Genomic DNA, 23,515 nt, shown 5'->3' on the forward strand with positions numbered 1-23,515 from the left:
CCCCCAACACCCCCACCGCACCCTCCGGTTACCGCGTCGCCCACGACCCCGACGGCTTCGCGCTCGCCGTACCGGAGGACTTCACGCGCGTCCCGCAGGGCGAGCGGATCTTCTACATGTCGCCGGGGGAGACCTTCCGGCTCGGCATCAGGATGTCCGACCCCGCGACGGGCGGCCCGCTCGCGGTGATGAAGAGCGCGGCGGCCAAGGGGGCGGACACGAACCCCGGTTACCACGACGGCAAGGTCACCGACACCACCCACTACGGACACCCCGCCGCGCTCTGGGAGTTCACCTGGAACGGCTTCAGCACGGCGGAGGGGCCCCGGCACACCTACGACCTGTGCTGGGAGGAGGGCGGCCGGCTGTACGACGTGTGGGTGTCGGCGCCGGTCGGGAAGGTGCGGGAGGCGAAGGAGTACTTCGATGTCGCGCTGGACACGTTCGTACCGGAGCAAAAGCAATAAAGGTGACCGTTCGAGTCACGGGTGTGTGACCGGAACGCGTTCCCTGTGGATACGGGAGCGGTCGCCGCGATATGGATGGACCCATGAGCAGTGACGGGGGACAGGGCGGCGGGTCCGACGAGACGACGAGTTTTGTTCTGCAACCACCGAGACCGAAGGTGCCGCAGCCCTCGCGGGACGGTGGCACCGAACGTCTGATCGCCGGGCGCTACCGGCTGCTCGCCAAGCTCGGGCACGGTGGCATGGGCACGGTGTGGCGGGCCCGGGACGAGACGATGGACCGCGAGGTCGCCGTCAAGGAACCCCGCCTCCCGGACCATCTTCCCGAACGCGAACGTGACAACGCGTTCGAACGCATGCGCCGCGAGGCACGCGCGGCGGCCCGGCTCGACCACCCGGCCGTCGTGACCGTGCACGATGTGGCCGTCGTCGACGGCCGGCCCTGGATCGTGATGGAGCTGGTGACCGGCCGCTCGCTGGGTGAGGTGCTGCAGGAGGGCACCCTCGGCGCGCGCGACGCGGCCCGGATCGGCCTCCAGGTGCTGGGCGCCCTCGAAGCCGCGCACGCGGCGGGTGTCCTGCACCGTGACGTCAAGCCGGACAACGTCCTGCTCGGCCGCCACGACCGGGTCGTCCTGACCGACTTCGGGATAGCCCAGATCGAGGGCGAGACCAACCTGACCGACACCGGCGGCTTCGTCGGCTCGCCCGAATACATCGCGCCGGAACGGGTGTTGGGCCAGCGACCGGGACCCGCCTCCGACCTGTGGTCGCTCGGCGTGGTCCTGTACGCGGCGACGGAGGGCGTCTCCCCGTTCCGCCGCAGCAACACCCCCGCCACCCTGCAGTCGGTCCTCAACTCCGTGCCCGCGCCGCCGGTTTCGGCGCCGGGCCCGCTCGCCGACCTCATCACCGCCCTGCTCGCCAAGGACCCGTCGAGCCGTCCGAACGCGGTCCAGGTGCGCGCCGTGCTCGAAGCGGTGGCGAACCCGCCGGCTCCGGCGTCGACGCAGGAGGTGCGGCACCAGGAGGTGGGGTACGTCCAACGGCCCGCGGGAAAGCGCCGGTTGGGCCGCAAGGTGTGGTTCGGGCTCGGTGCCGTGGCCGTCGCGGCCGCGGTGGCCGCCGCGTATGTGCTGATCGCCGATCCGTTCGCGGGGCCGCTGCCGGACGGCTGGAAGAAGCACCACGAGTCCGATGTGGCCGCCACGCTCGCGGTCCCGGCCGCGTACAAGCGGACCACCCCCGACCGCACTTCGGACAAGAGCCACTGGGTCACGTACACCGACCCGAGCGGCAGCATCTGGGTCTTCCTGAGCCTCGACAAGAAGTCCGAGGACACCAACGGCTACATCAAGGACTCGGCGGCGGCCGAAATGTACTCGGACAACGGCGACTTCAAGACCAACGGCAGTGTCGACCTCGACATGGGAAAGGCCGCGGAGACCGTCCCGAAGCCGACAGGGACGTACCAGGGCGAACCGTCCGCCGAGAACACGGTCGTCTACGACTCCGACGACACCCAGAACCCGCTCCCTCGCGAGCTGCGGATCCTCTACTACAAGACCTCCGCCGGGGACATGTACCGGCTCACGATCAGCTACCCGGGCAAGGGCGACTTCACGACCCGTGGCCGCGAGGTGGCGAGGGCGGCGATCGCCAACCTGGACGTCGACAAACTGTGAGCGGTGCCGCGGCGGCGATCAATTCCGTTGTCAGTGGCGGCAGTTAAGGTCATTCTCTCTTTACTGTTCCTTGGGAGGGGATTGGCCTTGAGGATGTCCGACTGGAGACGCGCCGGGGTGACCTGCGTGACCCTGGCACTGACGACCGCCGCTCTGACCGGAGTCGCGACGGCGGCCGGTGACACCGAGGCGCCACAGGCACCGGTCGTCTCGTCGCCGGAGTACCCGGACGACGGGAACTGGCACGACGGGGTGGGCAGTTACGGCACGTTCGTCATCGACTCGGCGTCCGACGACGTGGTGTCGTACCGCTACGAGTGGATGGGCGAGGCGCCGGGGACCCTCACGGCGGCCGAGCCCGGCGCCCCGGTCTCCCTGCGCCGACTGCCGCAGACGAACGGCCCGACGTACCTCTACGCCCAGGCGATCGACGCCGCGGGGAACGTCAGCTCCCGGACGACCTACTTCATCCTGGTCAGCGCGGGCCGGGCCGCGGTCACCCACTGGGACCCGCAGCACGACTCCGGCGCGGACACCGGCACCGGCGTCACCCCCGACGCACAGGGCCCCACCGGGACGAGCGTCACCTCCGCCGCCCGGTTCGACGGCACGGCCGAGGCGTACGCCACGCTCGACTCCCCGGTGGACACGGCGAAGATCTTCTCGGTCGGCGCCTGGGTCCGCCCGGACGCGCTCGACGCCGACATGACCGCCGTCGGCCGGACCGGCTTCTCCCTCGGTACGACGACCAACTCCCCGGGATCCACGGCCACTTGGTCCTTCGCGCTCCCCACGGCGAGCGGCGGTTCGGTCCACCTCACCGGCGGCTCCCCCGAGCCGGGCGAGTGGGCCCATCTGGTCGGCGTGTACGACAGCGAGCAGCACACGGCCCGCCTCTACGTCGACGGAGACCTCGTCGCCACGGCGGAGAACACCGTCGCGGCCGGCGGCACGGGACCCCTGCGGCTCGGTTCCGAAGGGGACACCGAGGGCACTGAGAGCACCGGCCACTGGCACGGTCTGCTCACCGACGTGAACGTCTGGGACCGCGTGTACGTCCCGAAGGAGATCACGGCCGCCGCCACGCGCACCCCGCAGCGCCAGGGCTACTGGGACCTGGAGACGGCGACCGGCGGCAGCAGCCCCGAGTACGCGGGCGGTGCGCCGCTCACCCTGGCGGGCGACGCGTCGATCCACACGGCCACCGACGACTGCGACGTGAACCCCGACTGCACCCCGGCGCAGTACCCCCTGGTGGGCTCCGGCGACCTCCTCCTGGACGGCGACGGCGACTACGCCACCACACCGGACGCGGTCCGCCCGTCCGACGCGGGCTTCTCCGTCACGACCCACGTCCGCATCGACGGGGACACGGCCACGCACGACATGACGCTGCTGTCCCAACCCGGGGACCACACAAGCCTGTTCACCCTGCGCTATGTCGCGGCCTCCAAGTCCTGGCAGGCCGTGGTCGCCCACGAGGACAGCGCCGACGCACCGACCACCACGGTCACCGCGCCCGCCTCGCCGTTCGGGGCGGGGGAGGACGAGTTCCTCGCGGTGGTCTACGACGAGAAGACGGACCAACTCCGCCTGTACGTCGACGACATCTACGCCTCCGACTCCGCGAGCGTGACGGGCAAGGACACCTGGACCCCCACCGGCGACCTCCAGATCGGCCGCAGCGTCACGGCGGGCACCGGGACGGACTACCTGACCGGTGAGCTCGACGAGGTCCACACCTACGCCGGCGTGCTCGACCAGACCCGGCTGGCGATGTTGCGACTGGGCGGCTCGGATGCCTGACCGGGCGCTGGGATAAGGAGAGTTGGCGGTGGGGACACCGGAGACGGCGAGTCACGAGGACCTGTCGGCCGCGAGCGTGCGCGCGCTCGCCGACCGAGGTCTGCCGCAGGACGTGATCGCCGTGCGCGCGGCCTGCCGCCACTTCTCCGTCATCGAACTCGAACAGCTCGGACTGCGGGACGCGGGCCCCGAGTTCGACCTCCCCGGCCTGCGGGACCGGCTGGAGGGCGTGGTCTGGATGAGCGACGAGGAGTTCGCGGCCCACGGACTCGGCCCGGAGGAGATCGAGGAGCTGCGGCGATGGGCCCTGGAATGGGAATCCGACCTGGGCCTGAGACTCGCGGAGGAGTACGACGACCCCGAGGACGGATAGCTACGAACTCCCCGCCGACATCCGGTACTTGCCCGGAGTCACCCCGAACTCCCGGCTGAACGCGTGCGACAGGGCATAGGGGCTGCCATATCCCGCCTCGCGGGCCACGGTTGTCAGCGAGGCGTCCGTGTCCCGCAGGCGGGTCGCCGCCAACGTCAGCCGCCACCACGTCAGATACGCCATCGGCGCCCGCCCCACCAGCGCGGTGAACCGGCGGACCAGCGTCGCCCGGGACACCCCCGCCGTCGCGGCCAGCCGGTCGTTGGTCCAGGGGGCGGCCGGGTCGGAGTGCAGCGCCCGTAGCGCGGCCGTGGTCACCGGATCGCTCAGCACGGACGGCCAACTGCCGCTCTCCGCCTGGGACATCCACGCCCGCACCATGTAGATCAGCAGCAGGTCGAGCAGGCTCGGCAGCGCCAGGCAGGCCCCCGGCCGTCGTTCGTCCAGCTCCTGCGCCAACAGGTCCACCGCGGCCCGGAGTTCGGGATGGCGGCCGACCCGGTTCGGCAGATGGACCACCTCGGGCAGCTCCGCCATCAGCGGATGCGTACGGCTCCGGTCTAGCCGGTACTTCCCGCACAACAGCTCCACCTCGGGCCCGTCCCCGACCGGCCGGCGCATCTCCTCGAACGGCACCGCACGTGCCGTGTCGCCGGACGGGTCCGCCAGCACATGCCCGGCTCCGTGCGGCAGCAGTACGACGTCCCCGGCGCCCAGCACCACCGGCTCGCCACCCCCGTCGGCCACCAGCCGACAACTCCCCGCGAGCACGACATGGAACCCCGCACCCTCGTACGGCGCCAGCCGGGTGCACCAACTCCCGCCCACCCGCAGCCGGTTGGAGGACGGCTGCCCGGTCCGCACGGCGGAGATCGCGTCGCTCACCACATCCATGCGGTCAGACTACGCCCAGGGGGCATCGATGAGCCGTGTGCGTATCCGAATGAGTCATTCACGCATTGAGACACTCGCCGATGCCTCCCTAGGCTCGTTTCCATGACCGAGGACAACACACAGACCCTGAAGATCGGCGACGTCGAGGTCGTCCGAGTCGTCGAATGGCACCAGCCCTTCATTCCCGCCCGCACCCTCGTCCCGGACGTGCCGCCCGAGGTGTGGCAGGACAACCGCGACGTGCTCGCCCCCGACCACTGGGACCCCGACAGCGATCGGGCGGTCGTGGCACTGCAGACCTGGGTGCTGCGCAGCGCCGGGCGGACCGTGCTCGTGGACACCGGCGTCGGCAACGGCCGCGAGCGGCCCGGCAATCCGCTGTTCCACATGAGCCAGGGCGACCTGCCGGGACGGCTGGCACGGGCCGGCGTACGGCCGGAGGAGGTCGACGTCGTCGTCAACACCCACATCCACGGCGACCACGTCGGCTGGAACACCCATGACGTGGACGGGAGTTGGCAGCCGCTGTTCCCCAACGCGAGCTATCTCCTCCCCGCCGCCGACGACTTCCACTTCGGCCCCGAGAACCACTACGGCGGCGAGGTGACGCCCGACGACCGCCTGACCTACGAGGACAGCATCGCGCCCGTGCACCGCGCCGGGCTGGCCACCCTGTGGGACGGCACCCACCACATCGACGACCACCTCACGCTGGAGTCCGCGCCCGGACACACCCCCGGTTCCTGCGTCCTGCGGCTCGCCTCCGGCGGTGAACGGGCCGTGTTCGTCGGGGACTTGCTGCACAGCCCGGTCCAGATCGGGCATCCCGAGCGCAGCAGCTGCTTCTGCCTCGATCCCCGGCAGGCCGCCGCGAGCCGCCGGCGCGTACTCGAACGGGCCGCCGACAAAAGGGAGTTGGTGATTCCGGCACACTTCGGCGGGACCGGGGTCGCGAAGGTGTGGCGGACGGGCGACACGCTGGCGCTCGGGAAGTAGGGCGCGCGTCGACAAGGCCGTATCCGGCACGGTACTGATGGGGCATGAGCGAAGTCGGCGAACAGGTGCGCGACGGACGGCTGGTCGGCGGTCGCTACCGGTTGCTCGAACGGATCGGTTCCGGCGGCATGGGCACCGTATGGCGGGCCTTCGACGAACTCGTGGACCGTGAAGTCGCCGTCAAACAGCCACGGTTGCCCGGCGACCCGGAGGACGAGGAGTTCCGGCGCGCCGCCCACCGGCTCTACCGCGAGGCGCGCGCCGCCGCCCGGGTCGACCACCCCTCCGCCGTCGCCATCCACGACGTCGTCATCGAGGACGACCAACTCCCGTGGATCGTCATGGAGTTGGTGCGCGGCGAGTCCCTGCACGAACTGCTCAGGCGCGGACGCCTCACCCCCGCCGAGTCCGCGCGCATCGGCCGCGCCGTCCTCGGCGCCCTGAGCGCCGCGCACGCCGTGGGGATCGTGCACCGTGACGTGAAGCCCGCCAACGTCCTGCTCGGTCCCCACGACCGCGTCGTCCTCACCGACTTCGGCATCGCGCACATCCAGGGCGAGGAATCCCTCACCGCCAGCGGGGAGTTCGTCGGCTCGCTCGAGTTCATCGCCCCCGAGCGCATGTCGGGCACCGGCGCCGGACCGGCCTCCGACCTGTGGTCCCTCGGCGTCCTCCTGTACGCGGCCGTCGAAGGGGCGTCCCCCTTCCGCCGTACGACCGTGGAGTCCACGCTCGGCGCGATCCTGGCCGGCGAACCGCCCGAGCCGACCCGGGCGGGGCCTCTCGGACCGCTGCTCGTACGGATGTTGGCCCGGGACCCGGAGGAACGGCCGGGGGCGGAGGAGGTCGGCGCGGTACTGGAGGCGGTGGCCGCGGGGAAGGACGTACCGGAGCCGGCGGTCGCCACCCAGGACGCGGCGCCCGCCCCGGAGCCCGAAGAGGCGGCCGCCGTCCCCGACGCCGTACCCGAACCCGGGCCGGAGCTCAGGAGACCCAGGTCCCGTCCCCGGCGCGCCCTTCTCGTCACCCTCGGGGTGCTCCTCCTGGCGGGTCTTGTCTTCGGCACTCTCCTGGAGAGATTCCTCGGCAAGGACTCGGACTCCTGGACCGCCCACCAGCGGGACGGCATGAGCGCGGTCCTCTTCCTCCCGCCCCAGTACCAGCTTCTGGAGACACAGGCGGCAGCCGGCAGCCGCACGGTCACCTACGGCGTCGGCGCTCTCCGCGTCCGCCTCACCGAATGGGACAAGGCCGCCGACACGCCCCTCGCCGAAGCGCACACGCTGGGCCGGGGCACGTCCGACCCGCAGTACACCCGCACCGGCTTCCGCGGGAACAAGGACGCGGTCCTCGCCGACACCACCTACACGCAGTCGGGCGTCCCCACCCGCGCCATGGCCCTGATCGTCCGCACCGCCGACCAGCGCATGTACGAACTGCGCGTGGACATGCCCAAGGGCACACCGGCGGAGAAGAAGGGCACCGCGCTCTTCAAGGGCGCCCGCGCCCGGCTCACCCTCCCGGAAACTGGTCCGGCGGCGACCGGCCGTTGATCATCCCCGCACAACGCCCTGATCAGCGCGTTCGTTGCCAGTGATCGCTGGCGTGGTGTGAGCGCCTGGTGAATCCCGATTACCGACGGGTACCCAAACCCTCCGTGGCGGCATACCCTGCCGCACATGACGGACTCGCAGGCCCCGGAAAAGACCGGTACGGAAACGACGACCGGCACGAACCCCCTCGCACCGGCCCCCACAGGCGCCCGTACCGCCGCCGATGTGGTCACCCCGGAGCTGGTCGCCCAGCTCACGAAGGGGGTGGCCGGTTCCGGGCGGACCGCCAACCACACGCCGTTCACCGGCGAGAAGCTCGCCGACCTGCCCGAGTCCACCCCCGAGGACGTGGCGAAGGCCTTCGAGGCGGCTCGCGCCGCACAGGCCCTCTGGGAGCAGACTCCGGTACGGCAGCGCGCGGCCGTCCTGCTGCGCTTCCACGATCTCGTCCTCGCCCGCCAGGCCGAGGTCCTCGACCTGATCCAGCTGGAGACGGGCAAGGCGCGGCTGCACGCGCACGAGGAGGTGCAGGCCGTCGCCGTCGCGGCCCGCCACTACGGCCGCAAGGCCCCCGCCTACCTCCGCCCCAAGCGCCACACCGGTGCCGTCCCGACCCTCACCAAGGTCACCGAACTCCGCCACCCGCGCGGGGTAGTTGGTCAGATCGCCCCCTGGAACTACCCGCTCGAACTCTCCGTCGGCGACGCCCTCCCGGCCTTCGTCGCGGGCAACGCGGTCGTCATGAAGCCGGACACCGAGACCTGCCTCACGGCCCTCTGGGCGCGCGACCTCCTCATCGAGGCCGGCCTGCCCGCCGACGTCTTCCAGGTCGTCCTGGGCGAGGGCCCGGTCGTCGGCCCCGAGGTCGTCAAGCACGCCGACTACGTCTCCTTCACCGGCTCCACCCGCACGGGCCGCGAGGTCGCTCAGGGCGCCGCCGCCCGGCTGGTCGGCGTCTCCCTCGAACTCGGCGGAAAGAACGCCATGTTGGTCCTGGAGGACGCCGACCTCGACAAGGCGGCGGCGGGCGCGGTCCGCGCCTGCTTCTCCTCCGCCGGCCAACTCTGCATCTCCATCGAGCGGTTGTACGTCCACGAGTCGATCGCCGACGCCTTCCTGGAACGCTTCGCCGCCCGCACCAAGGCCATGCGCCTCGGCACCTCCCTCGCCTACGGCGCCGACATGGGATCCCTGGTGGGGGAGCGCCAGTTGGAGACGGTGACGCGCCATGTGGAGGAGGCCGTGGCCAAGGGCGCGAAGGTAGTCGCGGGCGGAGTCGCCCGCCCGGACATCGGCCGGTACTTCTTCGAACCGACCATCCTCGACGGCGTCGAGGCCCCCATGTCGGTGTGCGGCGAGGAGACCTTCGGTCCGGTCGTCTCCATCTACCGCTTCAAGACGGAGGACGAGGCGGTGGAGGCGGCCAACTCCACGTCCTACGGCCTCAATTCCTCGGTCTGGACGAAGGACGGCCGCCGCGGCCGCGCCGTCGCCGCCCGTCTGCGCACCGGCACGGTCAACGTCAACGAGGGCTACGCCTCCGCCTACGGCAGCGTCCAGTCCCCCATGGGCGGCATGAAGGACTCCGGCCTCGGCCGCCGCCACGGCTCCGAGGGCATCCTCAAGTACACGGAGGCCCAAACGGTCGCCCAGCAGCGGCTGTTGCCGATGGCTCCTTCGCTGGGGATGACCGACGAGGCGTACGCCCAGTTCATGAGCAGGAGCCTCCGGGTGATGAAGGCCCTGCGTCTCAAGTAGCAGTCCCCGGTTCTGGTTCTGCTTCTGGTTCTCGACGAGGAGAGCACGTGTCACAGGACACCTACGACTACGACGTCATCGTCGTCGGCTCCGGCTTCGGTGGTTCCGTCACCGCCCTGCGCCTGACGGAGAAGGGCTACCGCGTAGGTGTCCTGGAGGCCGGCCGCCGCTTCACCCCCGCCACCCTCCCCAAGAACTCCTGGGACCTCAAGAACTACCTCTGGGCCCCCAGGCTCAACCTCTACGGCCTCCAGCGCATCCACCTGCTCGGCAACGTCATGGTCCTCGCCGGCGCGGGCGTGGGCGGCGGCTCCCTGAACTACGCCAACACCCTGTACGTCCCGCCCAAGCCGTTCTTCGAGGACCCCCAGTGGCGTGACATCACGGACTGGCAGGAGGAGTTGGGCCCGTACTACGACCAGGCCCGCCGCATGCTCGGCGTGCGCCTCAACCCGACGACGACGCCGTCCGACGTCCATCTGAAGGCCGCGGCCCAGCGGATGGGCGTCGGCGACACCTTCCACATGGCCCCGGTCGGCGTCTTCTTCGGCGACGGCGAGGACGCCGACGGCACCGCGAAGGCCAGGCCCGGCGAGCAGGTCGCCGACCCGTACTTCGGCGGCGCGGGCCCGGCCCGCAAGGCCTGCACCGAGTGCGGCGAGTGCATGACGGGCTGCCGGCACGGCGCCAAGAACACCCTCAACGAGAACTACCTCCACCTCGCCGAGAAGGCGGGCGCCGAGGTCCACCCGATGACGACGGTCGTGTCGGTCACGGACGACTCGCAGGGCGGCTACGCGGTCGCGACCCTGCCCACCGACGCCCGCCGGAAGTCCGAGGGCCGCACCTTCAAGGCCCGCCGGATCGTCCTCGCCGCCGGCACCTACGGCACCCAGACCCTCCTGCACCGCATGAAGGCGGGCGGGCAACTGCCGTACCTCTCCGAGAAGTTGGGCGAACTGACCCGCACCAACTCGGAGGCGCTGGTCGGCGCGCAGACCAGCGACCGCCGCTACCGCAAAGCGACCGGCACCGCGAAGGCCGACTTCACACGCGGAGTCGCCATCACCTCCTCGATCCACCCCGACGAGAACACCCACATCGAACCGGTCCGCTACGGCAAGGGCTCCAACTCGATGGGCGGCCTCTCCATCCTCCAAGTCCCGTACGCGGAGGGCTCGTCGAGGGCGCTGGCCTGGCTGGCGAACGCGGCCCGCCACCCGCTCCTGGTCCTGCGTTCGCTCTCCAACCGCCACTGGTCGGAACGGACCATCATCGGCCTGGTGATGCAGTCGCTGGACAACTCGCTGACGACCTATCTGAAGCAGGACGGCGTGGGGAAGGGGCTGTTGACGGCCCGTCAGGGGCACGGCGCTCACAACCCCAAGCAGATCAGGGCGGCTTCGGAGGCCGCGGCGGCCATCGCCGCCGAGATCAACGGCTTCGCGGGCTCCAACGTCGGCGAACTGATGGGCACCCCGCTCACCGCTCACTTCCTCGGCGGCTGTCCCATCGGCGCCTCGCGCGAGACCGGCGTGATCGACCCGTACCACCGCCTCTACGGCCACCCCGGCATCTCGGTCGTCGACGGCGCGGCCGTCTCGGCGAACCTCGGCGTCAACCCGTCGCTCACCATCACCGCGCAGGCCGAGCGCGCGATGTCGTACTGGCCCAACAAGGGCGAGCCGGACCCGCGTCCGCGCCAAGGGGCGTCGTACGAACGGCTGAAGGCGGTGGAGCCGCGTCAACCGGCCGTCCCCGAGGGCGCGTTCGGGGCGCTGAAGCTGCCGTTCCTGGGGATGCCGACGGTGCCGCCGAAGCCGTAGAGGCCGCCGAACTCGTAGAAGCCGTAGAAGCCGTAGAAGTCGTAGAGAGGCATCCGGGCAAACAGAAGGACCTGCGCCCCCCTCCGAGCGCAGGTCCTTTGTTCGAGCGAGCTGCGTGTTACGCGCTCTCTCCGGTCTTGCGGCGGCGCACCATGACCACGGCTGCGGCACCCGCGACGACCGCCGCGCCGCCCACGAGGCCGATCACCGGCAGGGCGGAGCTGGAGCCGGTCTCGGCGAGGTTGCCGGTGGCCTCGTTGACCGCGCCCTGCGGCTTCAGGTCCTCGTCGGTCCCGCTGGGCTTCTGGCCGGTCGGCTTGGCCTCACCCGTGCTGCCCGGGTTGCTGCCGGCGGCGAGCACGGAGAACTCGTAGTAGTCGCCGTTGACGTAGCAGGACTTGCCCTTGCCCGCGTACACCGCCTGGCTCAGCGCGAACGACGAGCCCGCGGGGGCCTTGGGCTTGATCGCCACGCGCAGGTCGAGCGTGGTCGAGGAGTTCTTCTCCAGGGTGGGAAGAACCGCGACGACGCTCCCGGACAGCGTGGTCTCGCTGCTGCCGGAGCCGACGGTCTGCTGGTAGGAGTCGGTCCACTTGCCGTCCTGCTTCAGCTGGATCTCGGCCAGGCCCAGCAGCAGCGACGCGTTGTCGTCCACATCGTCGCTGTACTCGGTGAGCGCGTTGATCCAGACGTTCTGCAGGTCCTTGTCCGAGGAGTTGTTCACCACGAACTTGAAGGTGTGCCAGCCGGAACCGGCGACGATCTTGTTCGGCAGCCCGGTGATCGACGCGGTGAGCTTCTCGTCCAGGTCGAACGTCTTGCAGTCCGCGTACGGGTCGAAGTCGTCGGACGGCTTGCTCGGCGACGCGGACGGGCTCGGCGACGCGCTCCCGCTCGGGGTGCCCGACGCGGCGGGGCTGCTGCTGCCCGCGGCCGGCGAGCTGGTGTCCGAGGCGGGGGTGCTGGTGTCCGCGGCCGGGCTGCTCGTGTCCGACGCGGGCGTGCTGTTGTCGGCCGCGGGGCTGCTCGTGTCCGCCGCCGGGGTGCTGGCGTCGGCCGCCGGACTGCTGGACGACGTGTCGGGCGAGTCGGCGAACGCGGCCGGCGCCGACAGCAGGGCGAGCGGAGCGATGGCGGCCGTCGCGGCGACCGTGGCCATGACACGACGAAGCTTCATGAAGTCCTCAAGAAGTCCGGAGTGCTGCGACAGCGCAGCACGCTGGGTCGGAGGGCTCCGCGTGTGGGGCGCGGGTGTGGCCCTTGTTATGCAGGTGTGACCCGGGAAGCCTGTGAATGGTTGTGTCAACCTCACGGGATTCTTATGTGGGCTGTGTCACACCCAAGTTCTTCTTGTGAACACGCTTTCGGGCGCCTACAACTACCTGGTGTCTGACAAACCGTCCGAGGAACCGTCCTCGACCCCGGAGATCCCCGACGACGTCTGGGACAAGTTCGCCCGTGACACGGAGCGTGACATCCGGGCTTCCGCACAGAAGGAACCATCCGCGCGCGCCCGCGAGGTGACCGAACGCCTGAAGAAGGCCGAGCAGCCCGAGGGCTGGCGGACCGGTCCGGCCTGGCAGGAGATGAACGGGAGCGCCCGGCGCAGGCGTCGCCTGTGGGCCGTCCTCGGTGTCCCGCTCGCCGTGGCCGTCGCCGTGGTCGCGATGCGGCCGTCGCTGCTGCCCGGCGACCCCTTCGGCGCGAACCACACCGACTCGGCCTCCCCGCTCGCCCCGGAGACCGCCGCCCCGACCGCCGCGCCCTCCACCGTGGACCCCCAAATACCCACCCTGGACCGGCCGTTCGCCGGTTCACCCGCCCTGAACTGGGCCGACGGCGCGGCCGGCATCATCCTGCCGAAGGCGACCGCCGTGGGCACCTTCTCCAAGGACCGGGTCGAACTGGCCCTCCAGCAGACGAAGATCCTGCTCGTCGCGTCCAACCTCGACCCGAAGACGATCGGCGGCGCCCGCCCGTCCGCCGCGCTCGCCGTCCTCGACCCGAAGCAGCCCAAGGTCCTCGCCGACCTGAAAGCCTCCCTGGCCCTCCCGACCAAGGCCAACGACCCCACGCTGCTGTTCAGCCGCTTCGACCCCAAGGACGTACGGCTGGTCGGCAAGGTCGTGAAGACCCGCGGCCGCATCACCTTCGCGAAGGACTCCAGCGGGGGCGTCACCGTCCACGCCGACTACACCTTCGTCTACCCGCTGGTCCGGACCGACGGCTCCACCGAGGTCGCCCGCACCATCGTCCGCCGGGTGATCGACACCGAGATCCTCGACCCCGCCCACTACGTGGTCACCCCCGGCCTGCTGACCCTCACCCTCAACAACGCGGACTTCGGCAACTCGGCCTGCGACGTCTACGACGGCTATCTCCACCCGCAGTTCGACTCCGACGCCACGTCGTCCCCCACGGGCGCGACGCCCTCGGGCCCGACGACGGACCCGTACGACCGCAGCAAGGACATCAGCAAGGACCAGGGCACCTGCGGGACGGTGAGCCGGACCTAGCCAGGTCACGGTCATGGCTGACGGGCAACGGTCGTGGCTGACGGGCAAGCGAAGGGCCCCGCGGGACGGAGCCGCGGGGCCCTTCTCCGTCAGCACCGACGTCAGGGCAGCGCCGGTGCCTGGGAGCGGCGCCGGGGGGTTGCGCCGCTGGTCTGAAGTTGTCCGAAGTGCCCCGGGTCGGCGCCCCCGCGCACCGGGGGCGCGCGCTTGGTCTCGACCTTTGGCAGTGGGACGGTGCACCGCAATGCGGTTGACTGCTTTGGGACTTGGGGCTCGGAGAGGCGCTCGGGGGGCTTCTACGCATCGTGCTGGATGGAGACGGCCACCGCAACCGTTCGATCCGGCTTTGTGCATTTTTGCAGTTTCCGCCGGGCGGCCCCGGGCGTCCCCGGAGCCGACCGTTCTCTTGGGTGACCGGGCTGCTGTCCCCTGCCGTCCGGTCACGACCCTGGAGCGAGGTCCCACGACGTACGGCACGATCCGTACGTCTCATCGCCCCAGCGAGCCACGCGTGGTTCTTTCGGGCCCGCCCCTGGCTGGCACGGACACCCCCACCAACGAAGCGGTTCACGAAGCGGTCACGCGCCGTACGGGTGAGACCGGGCTCGAACTCAGATCCGCCCCCGCGACAGTTCGAGCAGCTTCATCGCGAGCGAGGTACCGGGCTTGCCGAGCGCGTCCCTGTAACGGCCGAGGATCTCGTTCTCCCGCGACAGGTGCACACGCCGGCCGCCGGAGGCGATCCGTGTCTCCTGGACGACGGCGGACACGGCGACCCGTTCCTGGATCAGCCCGATGATCCGGTCGTCGAGAGCGTCGATGCGCTCACGGGCGTCGGCGATGGTCTGCTCGGGGGTGGAGGTGGAGGTGGTCATGAGGGGCTCCTGGTGGCTTGGAGCGCCTGGACCGACGGACCGGGAAACGACAGGCGCCCCGGGCCTTGTCGGCCCGGGGCGCCTGGAAAGTCGCTTGTCAGTAGCTCAAGCAGCTCGACCATGGCAGCCGGCGGGCCGGTTGCCATAGGTAAAGAGGAAGGTCGGGTGCGTGAGCATGGGGGCGAGTATGCCACAGCACTTTTGCAGCGGGCCGAGCCGGGCGTTGGGTGGGCACAGGCCCGGGGGTCCGGGGGCGGAGCCCGCGGTACGACCAGGTGCCCCACGCCGACCCCGTTAGAATCGGTACCCAGACCCCCTGCCCCACCGCCGGAAGGCCACGCTCCCGTGTCAGCGACCCCCGCCCCCGACACCGTCCTGGTCGTCGACTTCGGCGCGCAGTACGCCCAGCTCATCGCCCGCCGCGTCCGCGAGGCCCGGGTCTACAGCGAGATCGTGCCGAGCACCATGCCGGTCGCCGAGATGCTCGCCAAGAACCCGGCGGCGATCATCCTCTCCGGCGGCCCGTCCTCGGTGTACGCGGAGGGCGCCCCCCGCCTCGACCGCGAACTCTTCGAGGCCGGCGTCCCGGTCTTCGGCATGTGCTACGGCTTCCAGCTGATGGCGACGACCCTCGGCGGCACCGTCGACAACACCGGCGCCCGCGAGTACGGCCGTACGCCCCTGCACGTCTCCCGCTCGTCCTCCACCCTCTTCGAGGGCACTCCCGACGAGCAGTCCGTCTGGATGTCCCACGGCGACGCCTGCTCCGCCGCCCCCGAGGGCTTCACGGTGACCGCGTCCACGGACGTCGTCCCGGTCGCCGCCTTCGAGAACGACGAGAAGAAGCTCTACGGCGTCCAGTACCACCCCGAGGTCATGCACTCCACGCACGGCCAGCAGGTCCTGGAGCACTTCCTGTACCGGGGCGCGGGCCTCACCCCGGACTGGACCACCGGCAACGTCATCGACGAGCAGGTCGCCCTCATCCGCGAGCAGGTCGGCGACAAGCGCGCGATCTGCGGTCTGTCCGGCGGCGTCGACTCCGCCGTAGCGGCGGCGCTCGTCGCCCGCGCCATCGGCGACCAGCTGACCTGCGTCTACGTCGACCACGGTCTGATGCGCAAGGGCGAGACCGAGCAGGTCGAGAAGGACTTCGTGGCCGCGACCGGCGTCAAGCTCGTCGTCGTGGACGCGGAGGAGCGCTTCCTCAGCGCGCTCGCCGGGGTCTCCGACCCGGAGCAGAAGCGGAAGATCATCGGCCGCGAGTTCATCCGCGTCTTCGAGCAGGCGCAGGCCGACATCATCGCGGACGAGGGCCCCGAGGTCGCCTTCCTGGTCCAGGGCACCCTGTACCCGGACGTCGTCGAGTCCGGCGGCGGCACCGGCACCGCGAACATCAAGTCCCACCACAACGTCGGCGGCCTCCCCGAAGACCTCGAATTCGAGCTGGTCGAACCGCTCCGCAAGCTGTTCAAGGACGAGGTCCGGATGGTCGGCCAGGAGCTCGGCCTCCCGGACGAGATCGTCCAGCGCCAGCCGTTCCCGGGCCCCGGCCTCGGCATCCGTATCGTCGGCGAGGTCACCAAGGACCGCCTCGACCTGCTCCGTGACGCCGACGCCATCGCCCGCGAGGAACTGACCGCGGCCGGCCTCGACCGTGACATCTGGCAGTGCCCGGTGGTCCTCCTCGCGGACGTCCGCAGCGTCGGCGTCCAGGGCGACGGCCGCACCTACGGTCACCCGATCGTCCTGCGCCCGGTCTCCTCGGAGGACGCCATGACGGCAGACTGGTCCCGCCTGCCGTACGACGTCCTCGCGAAGATCTCCACCCGCATCACCAACGAGGTCGCCGACGTCAACCGAGTCGTCCTCGACATCACGTCGAAGCCCCCGGGCACCATCGAGTGGGAGTAGTCCCGCTGTTGATGACGATCAGGTCCGCTTGAGGGTCCGCACCGGCTCTCCGGGCTTCCAGACCTGCACGACGAGGTACTTCTCGTCCTCGACGTAGGTCCGCACGACCTCCGTCAACTCGGTGCGGAAGAGGTGGAACGGCTCCGGCGGTTCCACCTCTTTCATGTACGCCCCCTTCACCCCGGCATCCGTCACCTCCACCGCCCGCCCGCTCACCCGTACGTCCCCGCCGTGGGTGTCCGTCCCCGGCCCCGGGTTCGCCTGCAGCGCGAACCGCGCATCACGCCGCAGATCCAACGCCTTGAGCGAGTCGGGCATCATCCCGAGCCACAACTCGCCGTCCAGGAACCGTACTTCGAGCCCGCTCGTGCGCGGCGAACCGTCCGCGCGTACGGTCGCGAGGATGTGGTGCGTGAAGGCCCCGAAGCGTGTCTCGACGATCGCGGCGAGATCCGGTTCGGCGGCGGTGAAGGTGGCCCAGTTCGCTGTCATACGGCGAGTGTTCCGCCGATAACCGACAACCTCTGTCCTCTTTACAGACCTGCACTGCCCTTTTCGACCGACCGGCGGTAACTTCTCGCCCTTACAACAAAACCCAGTGCTGGAGGACCGATGCACGGGCCGACGCCGCCCTCCCCCCTGCCCACCGACCGGCTGCGGTTCGCCATGCCGCCGATGCACGAGTCGGTCGAGGACGAACGCCGGCACCGCAAGGAACGGCTCGCGGGCGCCCTGCGCCTGTTCGGCCGGCTCGGCTTCGAGGACGGGGTCTCGGGCCACATCACCGCCCGCGACCCCGAGTTCACCGACTGCTTCTGGGTCAACCCCTTCGGGATGCCCTTCCGGCACGTCACCGTCAGCGACCTCGTGCTCTCCAACTCGGAGGGCCAGGTGCTCCAGGGCGGCCACCATGTGAACCAGGCCGCCTTCACCGTGCACTCCCAGGTCCACGCCGCCCGCCCGGACGTCGTCGCGGTCGCCCACTGCCACTCCGTGCACGGCCGCGCCCTCTCCGCCCTCGGCGACTTCCTCGACCCGATCAGCCAGGAGAGCTGCGCCTTCTACGAGGACCACGCGCTCTACGACGCCTACAGCGGGGTCTCCGTCGACGCCGAGGAGGGCAAGCGGATCGCGACCGCGCTGGGCTCCCGCAAGGCGCTCGTGCTGCGCAACCACGGCCTGCTGACCGTCGGCGACTCGGTGGACGCGGCGGCCTGGTGGTTCCTGTCCATGGAACGCTCCTGCCAGGTGCAGCTCCTCGCCAAAGCGGCCGGCCGACCCCTCCTCATCGACCACAAACTCGCCGTCGCCACCCGCGAACAGACCGGCGGCGACCTCGTGGCATGGATCAACTACCAGCCCCTGTGGCAGGACATCAGCCGCACCGAACCCGACCTCCTCAGCTGAGGCCCCTCTGGCTGATCTCTCCGATCTATCTGAAACCGCGCAGCACCGCCGCCTTGGTCATCCTGAACTCCTCGTCCGTGAGCACCCCTTCCCGATGCAGCTCGCCCAACTCCCGCAGCCTGCGCAGGAGTATGTCGTGATGGTCGCCCTGAGGCGGAACAGTGGCCGCTCGCGGTGGCCGGTCCGTGAACTCGCCGTTCTCCAGCTCACGGACCGACGGATGCGGCAGCCGCGCGGTCACCGCCGTCGCCACCAGCGCGGTGAGCAGATCACGGCGGGTGCTGCCCCACAGGTCGAGTGCGTACGGGTCCTTCTCCGGCGGCAGCTTGGAGAACACCGTCTCCCGGGTCACGAACCGCATGAACCCGTCCTCGTAACCGGAGTTGGGCAACCACTCCACCTGCACCAGATCGCCCACGGCGACTATCCGCGGCCCGGTGGCCCGCTTCACGCGCTCCGAGGTGTCCGCCCAGTCGATCCGCACCTGCGCGCCGTCGAAGGACACCGTGCCGTCGGACGAACGCACCGACACGGGCACCGGCGGACCCGGCAGCAGATAGGTCTTGGTCGGCTCCTTGGGGATCTGGTCCAGGAGCAGCGCGTGCCGGATCTCCTCCGCCACGTATTCGGCGACCCCGGACCGGTCGATGTCCACGATCAGCCGGTACGGATCCGCCGCGTCCGGCAGCCGCCCACCGGTCGCCTGCAACAGCGGATCGGCACCCTCGCGCAGCCTCAGCCGCAGCCGGCCACGTCTGCGTTCGGGTTCGTAGACGACGCCCGCGACGGCTTCGAGAGGCACCGCGATCTCGCCGTACGTCTGCCGGAACAGGGGCACCGAGCGGTGAAGTCCCGGTGTGATCCTGACCGTTGTGCCGTCGAAGGCCCAGGTCCCGTCGCGCTGGATGATCTCGGCCATACGGAAATTCTCGCAGCCGGGTCAACACGGCGGTGCTCACTTCACCCGCCCTGACCAGACCTGCCGGACGCGAGCCGTGTCCCGTAGGGCACAATCCGCTGTTGTCGTGCGGGAGTTGCAAGGCGGTGGCCAAAGGCTTCGGAGCCGGTCGCCGAACGTGAGGGCCCGGAGTCGAGGGCCGAGGTCCATGAGGGTCGTGGGGAAGGCAGGCGTCGGGCGTGGCGGTGCAGGAGGCGAGACAGGGCGGCGAGCACATCGGTGCCCACGGAGGGGGCTGCACCTGCGGGGACTGCCCGCACGGAGCACGCGAGGGGCATCGGCGCGCGGTCGCCGCGTTCCTCGTCAAGCGGGACGGCTTCGCGGCCGGCGAGGGCCTGCCGGCCGCGGTGGCGCACTCGGCGTCCGCCTCCCGGCAGTGGGTCTCGGACGAACTGACCCAGTCCGCCGACGACGTCGCCGAGCGCGGCCGTGCCGAGGGCGGTGCCTGGCTGGCGCGCCTGTGGCACCGCACGGCCTTCGCCGTGTGGGGCGGCTTCGTCCTGCTGCTTCTGGTGCAGGCGTTCACCGCGATCGGCGCGGGCTGGACGGCGGCCCGTACGGCCGGACTGCTGGCCGCGCTCGTGGTCGCCGGCGCGCTGAGTGCCGCCTCCTGGTTCCACCGGGCGCGCGGCGGGGCGCTGGCCCCGGTCATCGGTGAGGACAACCGGCTGTCGACCTCCCGCGCGGTGGCAGTGTCCTGGGTGCTGTTCGTGGCGTACGCGGTGCTGGTCCTGGCCGGCCGCCTCGCCGCCGCCTCCGACCACGCCGAACGCGATGCCCTCATCTCCGGCCTCGAACTCGCCCGCGGCGCCGGTGTGGTGACCGTCCTTGCCGTGGTCTGCGCGATCGCCGTACTCGTCCGCCGGGTCGTCGGCCTGCGGGTCCTCGGCCAGCGCCTCCAGAAGATCCCCGCCGACCGCCCGCGCGCGGCCGACCTCCTCACCGACGACGCGGGCCGCGGCACCTTCGCCGACATCCAGTACGTCGCGATCAGCGCCGTCGCCCTCGTCTTCGCGGCCGTGAGACTCGCCCGCCGCCCCGACCAACTGCCCGACCTGCCCTGGGGCTTGGCGGTGGTGGTGTTGATCTCCGCCGCGACATACCTGGCCGGCAAGTACGCCGAGGGCGGCCGTCCGGTCATCCTCTCGGTGGTGCGGTCCCGTGAGGCGGGCGACCTCGACGCCCCCATCCGCACCGGCGACGACATCGAGATCCGCGGCGCCGGCTTCGTGCCCCCGGGCGCCGGGACCGCCGACCGCCTCTCCCGCATGGTCGTCCGCATCGGCCCGGTCAACGTCCACGTCCCCCTGGTCCCGGTCACCGGCGGCTTCTCCAACCCGACGGACACCCTCCTCACCGTCCCGGTCCCCGTGGACGTCGAGCCCGGACGGGTGGAAGTACAGGTCGTGACCGCGGCGGGCGTGGAGACCAACGCCTGCGTCGTCGACGTGGCGGACTGAAACCGCCCATGAGCGAGGACGTCCTGTCGGTCATCCCGACCGACCCCCACTGGCAGCCCGGGCGAGAGGCCGGCGAGCGCGCGGCGGCCCTGGTGACCCGGCTGTCCGCGCACCACGGGGCCGCTGCCGACGACCTGGACGCCGACGAGGATCCGCGGATCGACGTCGATTGGTACCCCATCCCGACCGCCGTGGACTGCGGCGGCAACCTGCACCGCATCGGCTGCCCCCACTGCGGCGCCCCGATCGACAGGGAGTGGTACGCCGACCTGGTGGAGCACCACCCGCACGGCTTCCCGACCCTCGCCGTGACCGTCCCCTGCTGCGCCGCCGGCACCTCCCTGGACGCCCTCGACTACGACTGGCCGTGCGGCTTCGCCCGCTTCGAGATCGCCGTCTGGAACCCGGGACGCCTCATCCGGTTCGGCGACGACGAGCTGTCGGCCGTCGCCGAAACCCTCGGGCACCCCGTGCGGCAGATCCGCGCCCACATCTGAATCTCCACAGAACGTCGTCGATCGCCGCCCGAACGGGGCCGAAGTCCGAAAAACTGTCCGAAGCATGGTTGAGCGGGTCCCCCTTTTCGTACGTATGGTCTGTTGAGGGGTCAACGGCGGGCGAGAGGCGGCTAAGGGCGATGACTCACGGCACTCGAATGGATACGCAAACCCCGTACCTCGACGGCGACCGGAGCTGGCGGGACACCGCCACCCGATACGCCCTTCTCCCATTGCGCGTCTTCCTGGGCGTCACCTTCATCTACGCGGGCCTGGACAAGCTCACCGACAGCGCCTTCATGAAGGCCTCCGGCGCCGGGTCGGTCGGCGAGACGATGCGCGCGGTCCGCGACTCGTCCGCCATCCCGGCCCTGGTCGACCTCTCCCTGAAGAGCCCCGTCGGCTTCGGCTACGCCATCGCCTTCGGTGAACTCGCCGTCGGTATCGGCACGTTGATCGGCCTGCTGGCCCGCATCGCCGCACTCGGCGGCGCGCTGATCTCCCTCAGCCTGTGGCTGACCATCAGCTGGCAGTCCGACCCGTACTACTACGGCAACGACCTCGCCTATCTGATGGCCTGGCTGCCCCTCGTCCTCGCCGGGGCCTCCGTGTTCTCCCTCGACGCGGCACTACGAGCGAGGCGAAGGCAACGGGCGGGTGGCTACCGGTAGTCGGCCGTCAGCCGGATATCTCAGGACCAGGGTCGGCCGTGCTCCTACGGCCGACCCTGCGTCGTCTGCGGACCGCCCCGTTGATGCCCGCCACCACACCGGCCAGCACCAGGCCGGCCACGACCAGGGGGATCACCGCGAACCACTCTGTCACCCACAGCCCGCCCGCGTCCCCCGCGTAGGCCACGCCCGCGGCGACGAGGAAGAGACCGATGACCAGCTTCCCGGGCTGGAACTCATGACGCAGCACGGCTGACCTCCGCCTGTCCGACGTCGACCCGGAGATCCAGGTCCAGCGTGCCGGTGCTCTTGACGCCCGTCGCCGGGGTCAGAGTGAGCTGCTTGTGCTTGCCCGGTTCCACGTCCACGTCCTTCTTGTCGTCACCGGGCAACTGGATGTCCCCGACGCCCACGTCCACGCTCAGTTTCACCGTCACGTCCGACGGCACGATCACCTTCAACTGCCCGATGCCCACGGTGGCGTACGTCGTCACCGTCTGCCCCTTCGTCAGCCGCAGCCGGGTCAGGTCGAGGGTGCCCACGCCGTTCCCCAGGTCGTACTTCGGCTGCACCTGGGCCACCGCCGCGGGCTGCCACGTGAGGCGTTCCCAGTGGGTGGTGAGGTCCTTGGGCAGGGCCGCGGAGGCGGCGAGCAGGCCGGCCGTGACGATCGCGAGGAACACCGAGCCCGCCCCCGTACGCCCGGCGAACGCGCTGAACGCGATCCCCAGTCCGAAGACGACGAGCGCGCAGGCCAGGCCCGTCTGCAGGCTGGTGCCGAGCGCCTGGTCGTCCCACCGCGCGGCGGTGCCGAGGGCACCGGCGAACAGCGCGAGCAGGAAGACCCAGCCGCCGATCCAGCGCGGACCGCGCGGCTTCGGAGCCGGCGGGCGCGGCGGCCGCAGATCCTGGGGCCAGTGCGGGTAGGAAGGGCCGAGGCTGATGTGGACCGCGTCCGTGATGTCGCGGGTGCGGGAGTCGCCGGGGCCCCAGAGATAGCCGGTGCCACCGACGTGGGTGCCGTCCTTGACGATCGGGTCGCGCCACCAGGAGGGATAGGAGGCGGGCACCGGCGGTGCCTGGGCCTCCGGCGGGGCGTCGGCGACGGCCTGCGCGGCCAGCGGGTCGGGGTCGGGGGCGCCGCGCTGCTGCGACCAGTACCCCGCGCCCGCCAGAAGGAGGGAGAGGACGACGGCGAAGGTGAGCACACTGGCGTTGCTCAGCATCGACAGGAACACGCCGCAGCCGACCAGCGCGAACAGCACGGCAGCCAGGGCCTGGCCGTCGACGCGGCCGGTGAAGAGCTTGCGGACCTCGTTCTCCTCCTCGTCGTCGTACGGGACGAAGAGCCAGGCGAAGCCGTAGAAGATGAGGCCGATGCCGCCCGTCGCCGAGAGCACGGCGAGGGTGATGCGGAAGATCACCGGGTCCATGTCGCACTGCCGCCCGAGCCCCGCGCACACCCCCGCGAGCACCTTGGACCGCCGGTCCCGCCGGAACCGGTGCGGAGGCGCGGCCGTGAGGGTGTCGCCGGGCGCGGCACCCGGCGACGCGGCACCCGGCGGCGACGCGGCACCCGCTGCGGGCACGGCGTCCTGCGGCCCGCCGCCCGCTGCCGGGCCGGGGCCGGAGCCGGGTCCCGGACCCGTCGCGGCGTGCTCGTGATCTGTCATGCGTCCATGCTGCCCGCCGCGAGGCGCCGATGGCAGTCGGGACGACCCTGGCCGAACCCTGAAATCCGCCCTGACAGCGACCGGGGGAGTGTTCGACCCCGACCCCGACACCGCGCCCGACACCGCGAAAGGCCCCTGAGCCACGCCGATTCCGAAGATCAGGGGAGTCTCCGGGGCCGACCCTGA

At 70.9% G+C, this 23,515-nt stretch carries 20 protein-coding genes and 1 pseudogene; 14 read left to right on the plus strand and 7 right to left on the minus strand.

The genetic code is table 11. From position 1 onward, the window contains the following. The 4 genes and pseudogenes from JHN45_RS33360 to JHN45_RS33375 form a co-directional block, all read left to right on the plus strand. Window positions 1-467: pseudogene (locus tag JHN45_RS33360) on the plus strand (serine/threonine protein kinase); the annotation flags it as partial. A gap of 83 nt (window positions 468-550) precedes the next feature. After that, complete coding sequence (locus JHN45_RS33365; protein WP_201052741.1) at window positions 551-2,152, plus strand: serine/threonine-protein kinase; 1,602 nt, start codon at window positions 551-553, stop codon at window positions 2,150-2,152. A gap of 126 nt (window positions 2,153-2,278) precedes the next feature. Further along, a complete protein-coding gene (locus JHN45_RS33370; protein WP_200716670.1) occupies window positions 2,279-3,958 on the plus strand; it encodes a LamG domain-containing protein in 1,680 nt (559 codons plus the stop codon). 28 nt (window positions 3,959-3,986) lie between these two features. Continuing rightward, a complete protein-coding gene (locus JHN45_RS33375) occupies window positions 3,987-4,331 on the plus strand; it encodes a hypothetical protein (protein ID WP_201052743.1) in 345 nt (114 codons plus the stop codon). Here JHN45_RS33375 and JHN45_RS33380 read toward each other — a convergent pair whose 3' ends face one another. Beyond that, window positions 4,332-5,225 carry an AraC family transcriptional regulator gene (locus JHN45_RS33380; RefSeq protein ID WP_201052745.1) on the minus strand — a complete coding sequence of 298 codons (894 nt, stop codon included), beginning with the start codon at window positions 5,223-5,225 and terminating at the stop codon, window positions 4,332-4,334. A 102-nt stretch (window positions 5,226-5,327) separates the two neighbouring features. Between JHN45_RS33380 and JHN45_RS33385 the strand changes: the two genes are divergently transcribed. The 4 genes from JHN45_RS33385 (at window position 5,328) to JHN45_RS33400 (ending at window position 11,358) form a co-directional block, all read left to right on the plus strand. Continuing rightward, a complete protein-coding gene (locus JHN45_RS33385) occupies window positions 5,328-6,221 on the plus strand; it encodes an MBL fold metallo-hydrolase (protein WP_201052747.1) in 894 nt (297 codons plus the stop codon). Between the two features lie 44 nt (window positions 6,222-6,265). Then, complete coding sequence (locus JHN45_RS33390; RefSeq protein ID WP_201052749.1) at window positions 6,266-7,774, plus strand: serine/threonine-protein kinase; 1,509 nt, start codon at window positions 6,266-6,268, stop codon at window positions 7,772-7,774. A gap of 126 nt (window positions 7,775-7,900) precedes the next feature. Further along, window positions 7,901-9,532, plus strand: coding sequence for a succinic semialdehyde dehydrogenase (locus JHN45_RS33395; RefSeq protein WP_201052751.1), 1,632 nt, complete (start codon window positions 7,901-7,903; stop codon window positions 9,530-9,532). A gap of 47 nt (window positions 9,533-9,579) precedes the next feature. After that, on the plus strand, window positions 9,580-11,358 hold the full coding sequence (locus JHN45_RS33400; RefSeq protein ID WP_201052752.1) for a GMC oxidoreductase: 1,779 nt from the start codon (window positions 9,580-9,582) through the stop codon (window positions 11,356-11,358). 118 nt (window positions 11,359-11,476) lie between these two features. Here JHN45_RS33400 and JHN45_RS33405 read toward each other — a convergent pair whose 3' ends face one another. Further along, entirely contained in the window at window positions 11,477-12,535 is a 1,059-nt protein-coding gene (locus tag JHN45_RS33405; protein ID WP_200716678.1) for an LAETG motif-containing sortase-dependent surface protein, read from the minus strand. A gap of 175 nt (window positions 12,536-12,710) precedes the next feature. Between JHN45_RS33405 and JHN45_RS33410 the strand changes: the two genes are divergently transcribed. Continuing rightward, entirely contained in the window at window positions 12,711-13,874 is a 1,164-nt protein-coding gene (locus tag JHN45_RS33410) for a hypothetical protein (protein ID WP_374195656.1), read from the plus strand. A 611-nt stretch (window positions 13,875-14,485) separates the two neighbouring features. Here JHN45_RS33410 and JHN45_RS33415 read toward each other — a convergent pair. Continuing rightward, on the minus strand, window positions 14,486-14,749 hold the full coding sequence (locus JHN45_RS33415) for a chorismate mutase (protein ID WP_201052756.1): 264 nt from the start codon (window positions 14,747-14,749) through the stop codon (window positions 14,486-14,488). Window positions 14,750-15,094: 345 nt separating this feature from the next. Here JHN45_RS33415 and guaA point away from each other — a divergent pair, with 345 nt between their 5' ends. After that, window positions 15,095-16,663, plus strand: a complete 1,569-nt coding sequence (gene guaA / locus JHN45_RS33420) for a glutamine-hydrolyzing GMP synthase (RefSeq protein WP_201052769.1) — start codon at window positions 15,095-15,097, stop codon at window positions 16,661-16,663. Between the two features lie 18 nt (window positions 16,664-16,681). Here the strand turns inward: guaA and JHN45_RS33425 are convergent, their stop codons facing one another. Beyond that, entirely contained in the window at window positions 16,682-17,155 is a 474-nt protein-coding gene (locus tag JHN45_RS33425; protein ID WP_201052781.1) for a pyridoxamine 5'-phosphate oxidase family protein, read from the minus strand. 120 nt (window positions 17,156-17,275) lie between these two features. Between JHN45_RS33425 and JHN45_RS33430 the strand changes: the two genes are divergently transcribed. Further along, window positions 17,276-18,070: a class II aldolase/adducin family protein gene (locus tag JHN45_RS33430; RefSeq protein WP_201052783.1), complete on the plus strand. Its 795-nt coding sequence runs from the start codon at window positions 17,276-17,278 to the stop codon at window positions 18,068-18,070. Window positions 18,071-18,095: 25 nt separating this feature from the next. Here JHN45_RS33430 and JHN45_RS33435 read toward each other — a convergent pair whose 3' ends face one another. After that, window positions 18,096-18,989: a DUF4429 domain-containing protein gene (locus tag JHN45_RS33435; RefSeq protein WP_201052785.1), complete on the minus strand. Its 894-nt coding sequence runs from the start codon at window positions 18,987-18,989 to the stop codon at window positions 18,096-18,098. 218 nt (window positions 18,990-19,207) lie between these two features. Between JHN45_RS33435 and JHN45_RS33440 the strand changes: the two genes are divergently transcribed. The 3 genes from JHN45_RS33440 to JHN45_RS33450 all read left to right on the plus strand — a co-directional run bounded on the left by JHN45_RS33440 (window position 19,208) and on the right by JHN45_RS33450 (window position 21,656). Continuing rightward, a complete protein-coding gene (locus JHN45_RS33440; protein ID WP_200714173.1) occupies window positions 19,208-20,488 on the plus strand; it encodes a hypothetical protein in 1,281 nt (426 codons plus the stop codon). An 8-nt stretch (window positions 20,489-20,496) separates the two neighbouring features. Next, window positions 20,497-20,985, plus strand: a complete 489-nt coding sequence (locus JHN45_RS33445; RefSeq protein WP_201052787.1) for a hypothetical protein — start codon at window positions 20,497-20,499, stop codon at window positions 20,983-20,985. A 140-nt stretch (window positions 20,986-21,125) separates the two neighbouring features. After that, on the plus strand, window positions 21,126-21,656 hold the full coding sequence (locus JHN45_RS33450) for a DoxX family protein (RefSeq protein WP_200714171.1): 531 nt from the start codon (window positions 21,126-21,128) through the stop codon (window positions 21,654-21,656). A 7-nt stretch (window positions 21,657-21,663) separates the two neighbouring features. Here the strand turns inward: JHN45_RS33450 and JHN45_RS33455 are convergent, their stop codons facing one another. Together JHN45_RS33455 and JHN45_RS33460 are read right to left on the minus strand one after the other, a co-directional pair. Continuing rightward, a complete protein-coding gene (locus JHN45_RS33455; RefSeq protein WP_201052789.1) occupies window positions 21,664-21,906 on the minus strand; it encodes a hypothetical protein in 243 nt (80 codons plus the stop codon). Further along, window positions 21,893-23,329, minus strand: coding sequence for a PspC domain-containing protein (locus tag JHN45_RS33460; protein WP_201052790.1), 1,437 nt, complete (start codon window positions 23,327-23,329; stop codon window positions 21,893-21,895). Before JHN45_RS33460 ends, JHN45_RS33455 begins: the two co-directional genes overlap by 14 nt. Window positions 23,330-23,515 lie beyond the last annotated feature (186 nt).

The sequence above is a fragment of the Streptomyces sp. MBT53 genome (genome assembly GCF_016654115.1).
In the GTDB taxonomy this organism is placed as follows: domain Bacteria; phylum Actinomycetota; class Actinomycetes; order Streptomycetales; family Streptomycetaceae; genus Streptomyces.

Excerpts from the sequence above, each read along its gene's own strand:
- JHN45_RS33415 (WP_201052756.1), bottom strand. The coding sequence starts at position 14,749 with ATGACCACCTCCACCTCCACCCCCGAGCAGACCATCGCCGACGCCCGT.
- JHN45_RS33450 (WP_200714171.1), top strand. The coding sequence starts at position 21,126 with ATGACTCACGGCACTCGAATGGATACGCAAACCCCGTACCTCGACGGC.
- JHN45_RS33435 (WP_201052785.1), bottom strand. The coding sequence starts at position 18,989 with ATGGCCGAGATCATCCAGCGCGACGGGACCTGGGCCTTCGACGGCACA.
- JHN45_RS33405 (WP_200716678.1), bottom strand. The coding sequence starts at position 12,535 with ATGAAGCTTCGTCGTGTCATGGCCACGGTCGCCGCGACGGCCGCCATC.
- JHN45_RS33425 (WP_201052781.1), bottom strand. The coding sequence starts at position 17,155 with ATGACAGCGAACTGGGCCACCTTCACCGCCGCCGAACCGGATCTCGCC.
- JHN45_RS33395 (WP_201052751.1), top strand. The coding sequence starts at position 7,901 with ATGACGGACTCGCAGGCCCCGGAAAAGACCGGTACGGAAACGACGACC.
- JHN45_RS33385 (WP_201052747.1), top strand. The coding sequence starts at position 5,328 with ATGACCGAGGACAACACACAGACCCTGAAGATCGGCGACGTCGAGGTC.
- JHN45_RS33430 (WP_201052783.1), top strand. The coding sequence starts at position 17,276 with ATGCACGGGCCGACGCCGCCCTCCCCCCTGCCCACCGACCGGCTGCGG.
- JHN45_RS33365 (WP_201052741.1), top strand. The coding sequence starts at position 551 with ATGAGCAGTGACGGGGGACAGGGCGGCGGGTCCGACGAGACGACGAGT.
- JHN45_RS33390 (WP_201052749.1), top strand. The coding sequence starts at position 6,266 with ATGAGCGAAGTCGGCGAACAGGTGCGCGACGGACGGCTGGTCGGCGGT.
- JHN45_RS33460 (WP_201052790.1), bottom strand. The coding sequence starts at position 23,329 with ATGACAGATCACGAGCACGCCGCGACGGGTCCGGGACCCGGCTCCGGC.
- JHN45_RS33445 (WP_201052787.1), top strand. The coding sequence starts at position 20,497 with ATGAGCGAGGACGTCCTGTCGGTCATCCCGACCGACCCCCACTGGCAG.
- JHN45_RS33380 (WP_201052745.1), bottom strand. The coding sequence starts at position 5,225 with ATGGATGTGGTGAGCGACGCGATCTCCGCCGTGCGGACCGGGCAGCCG.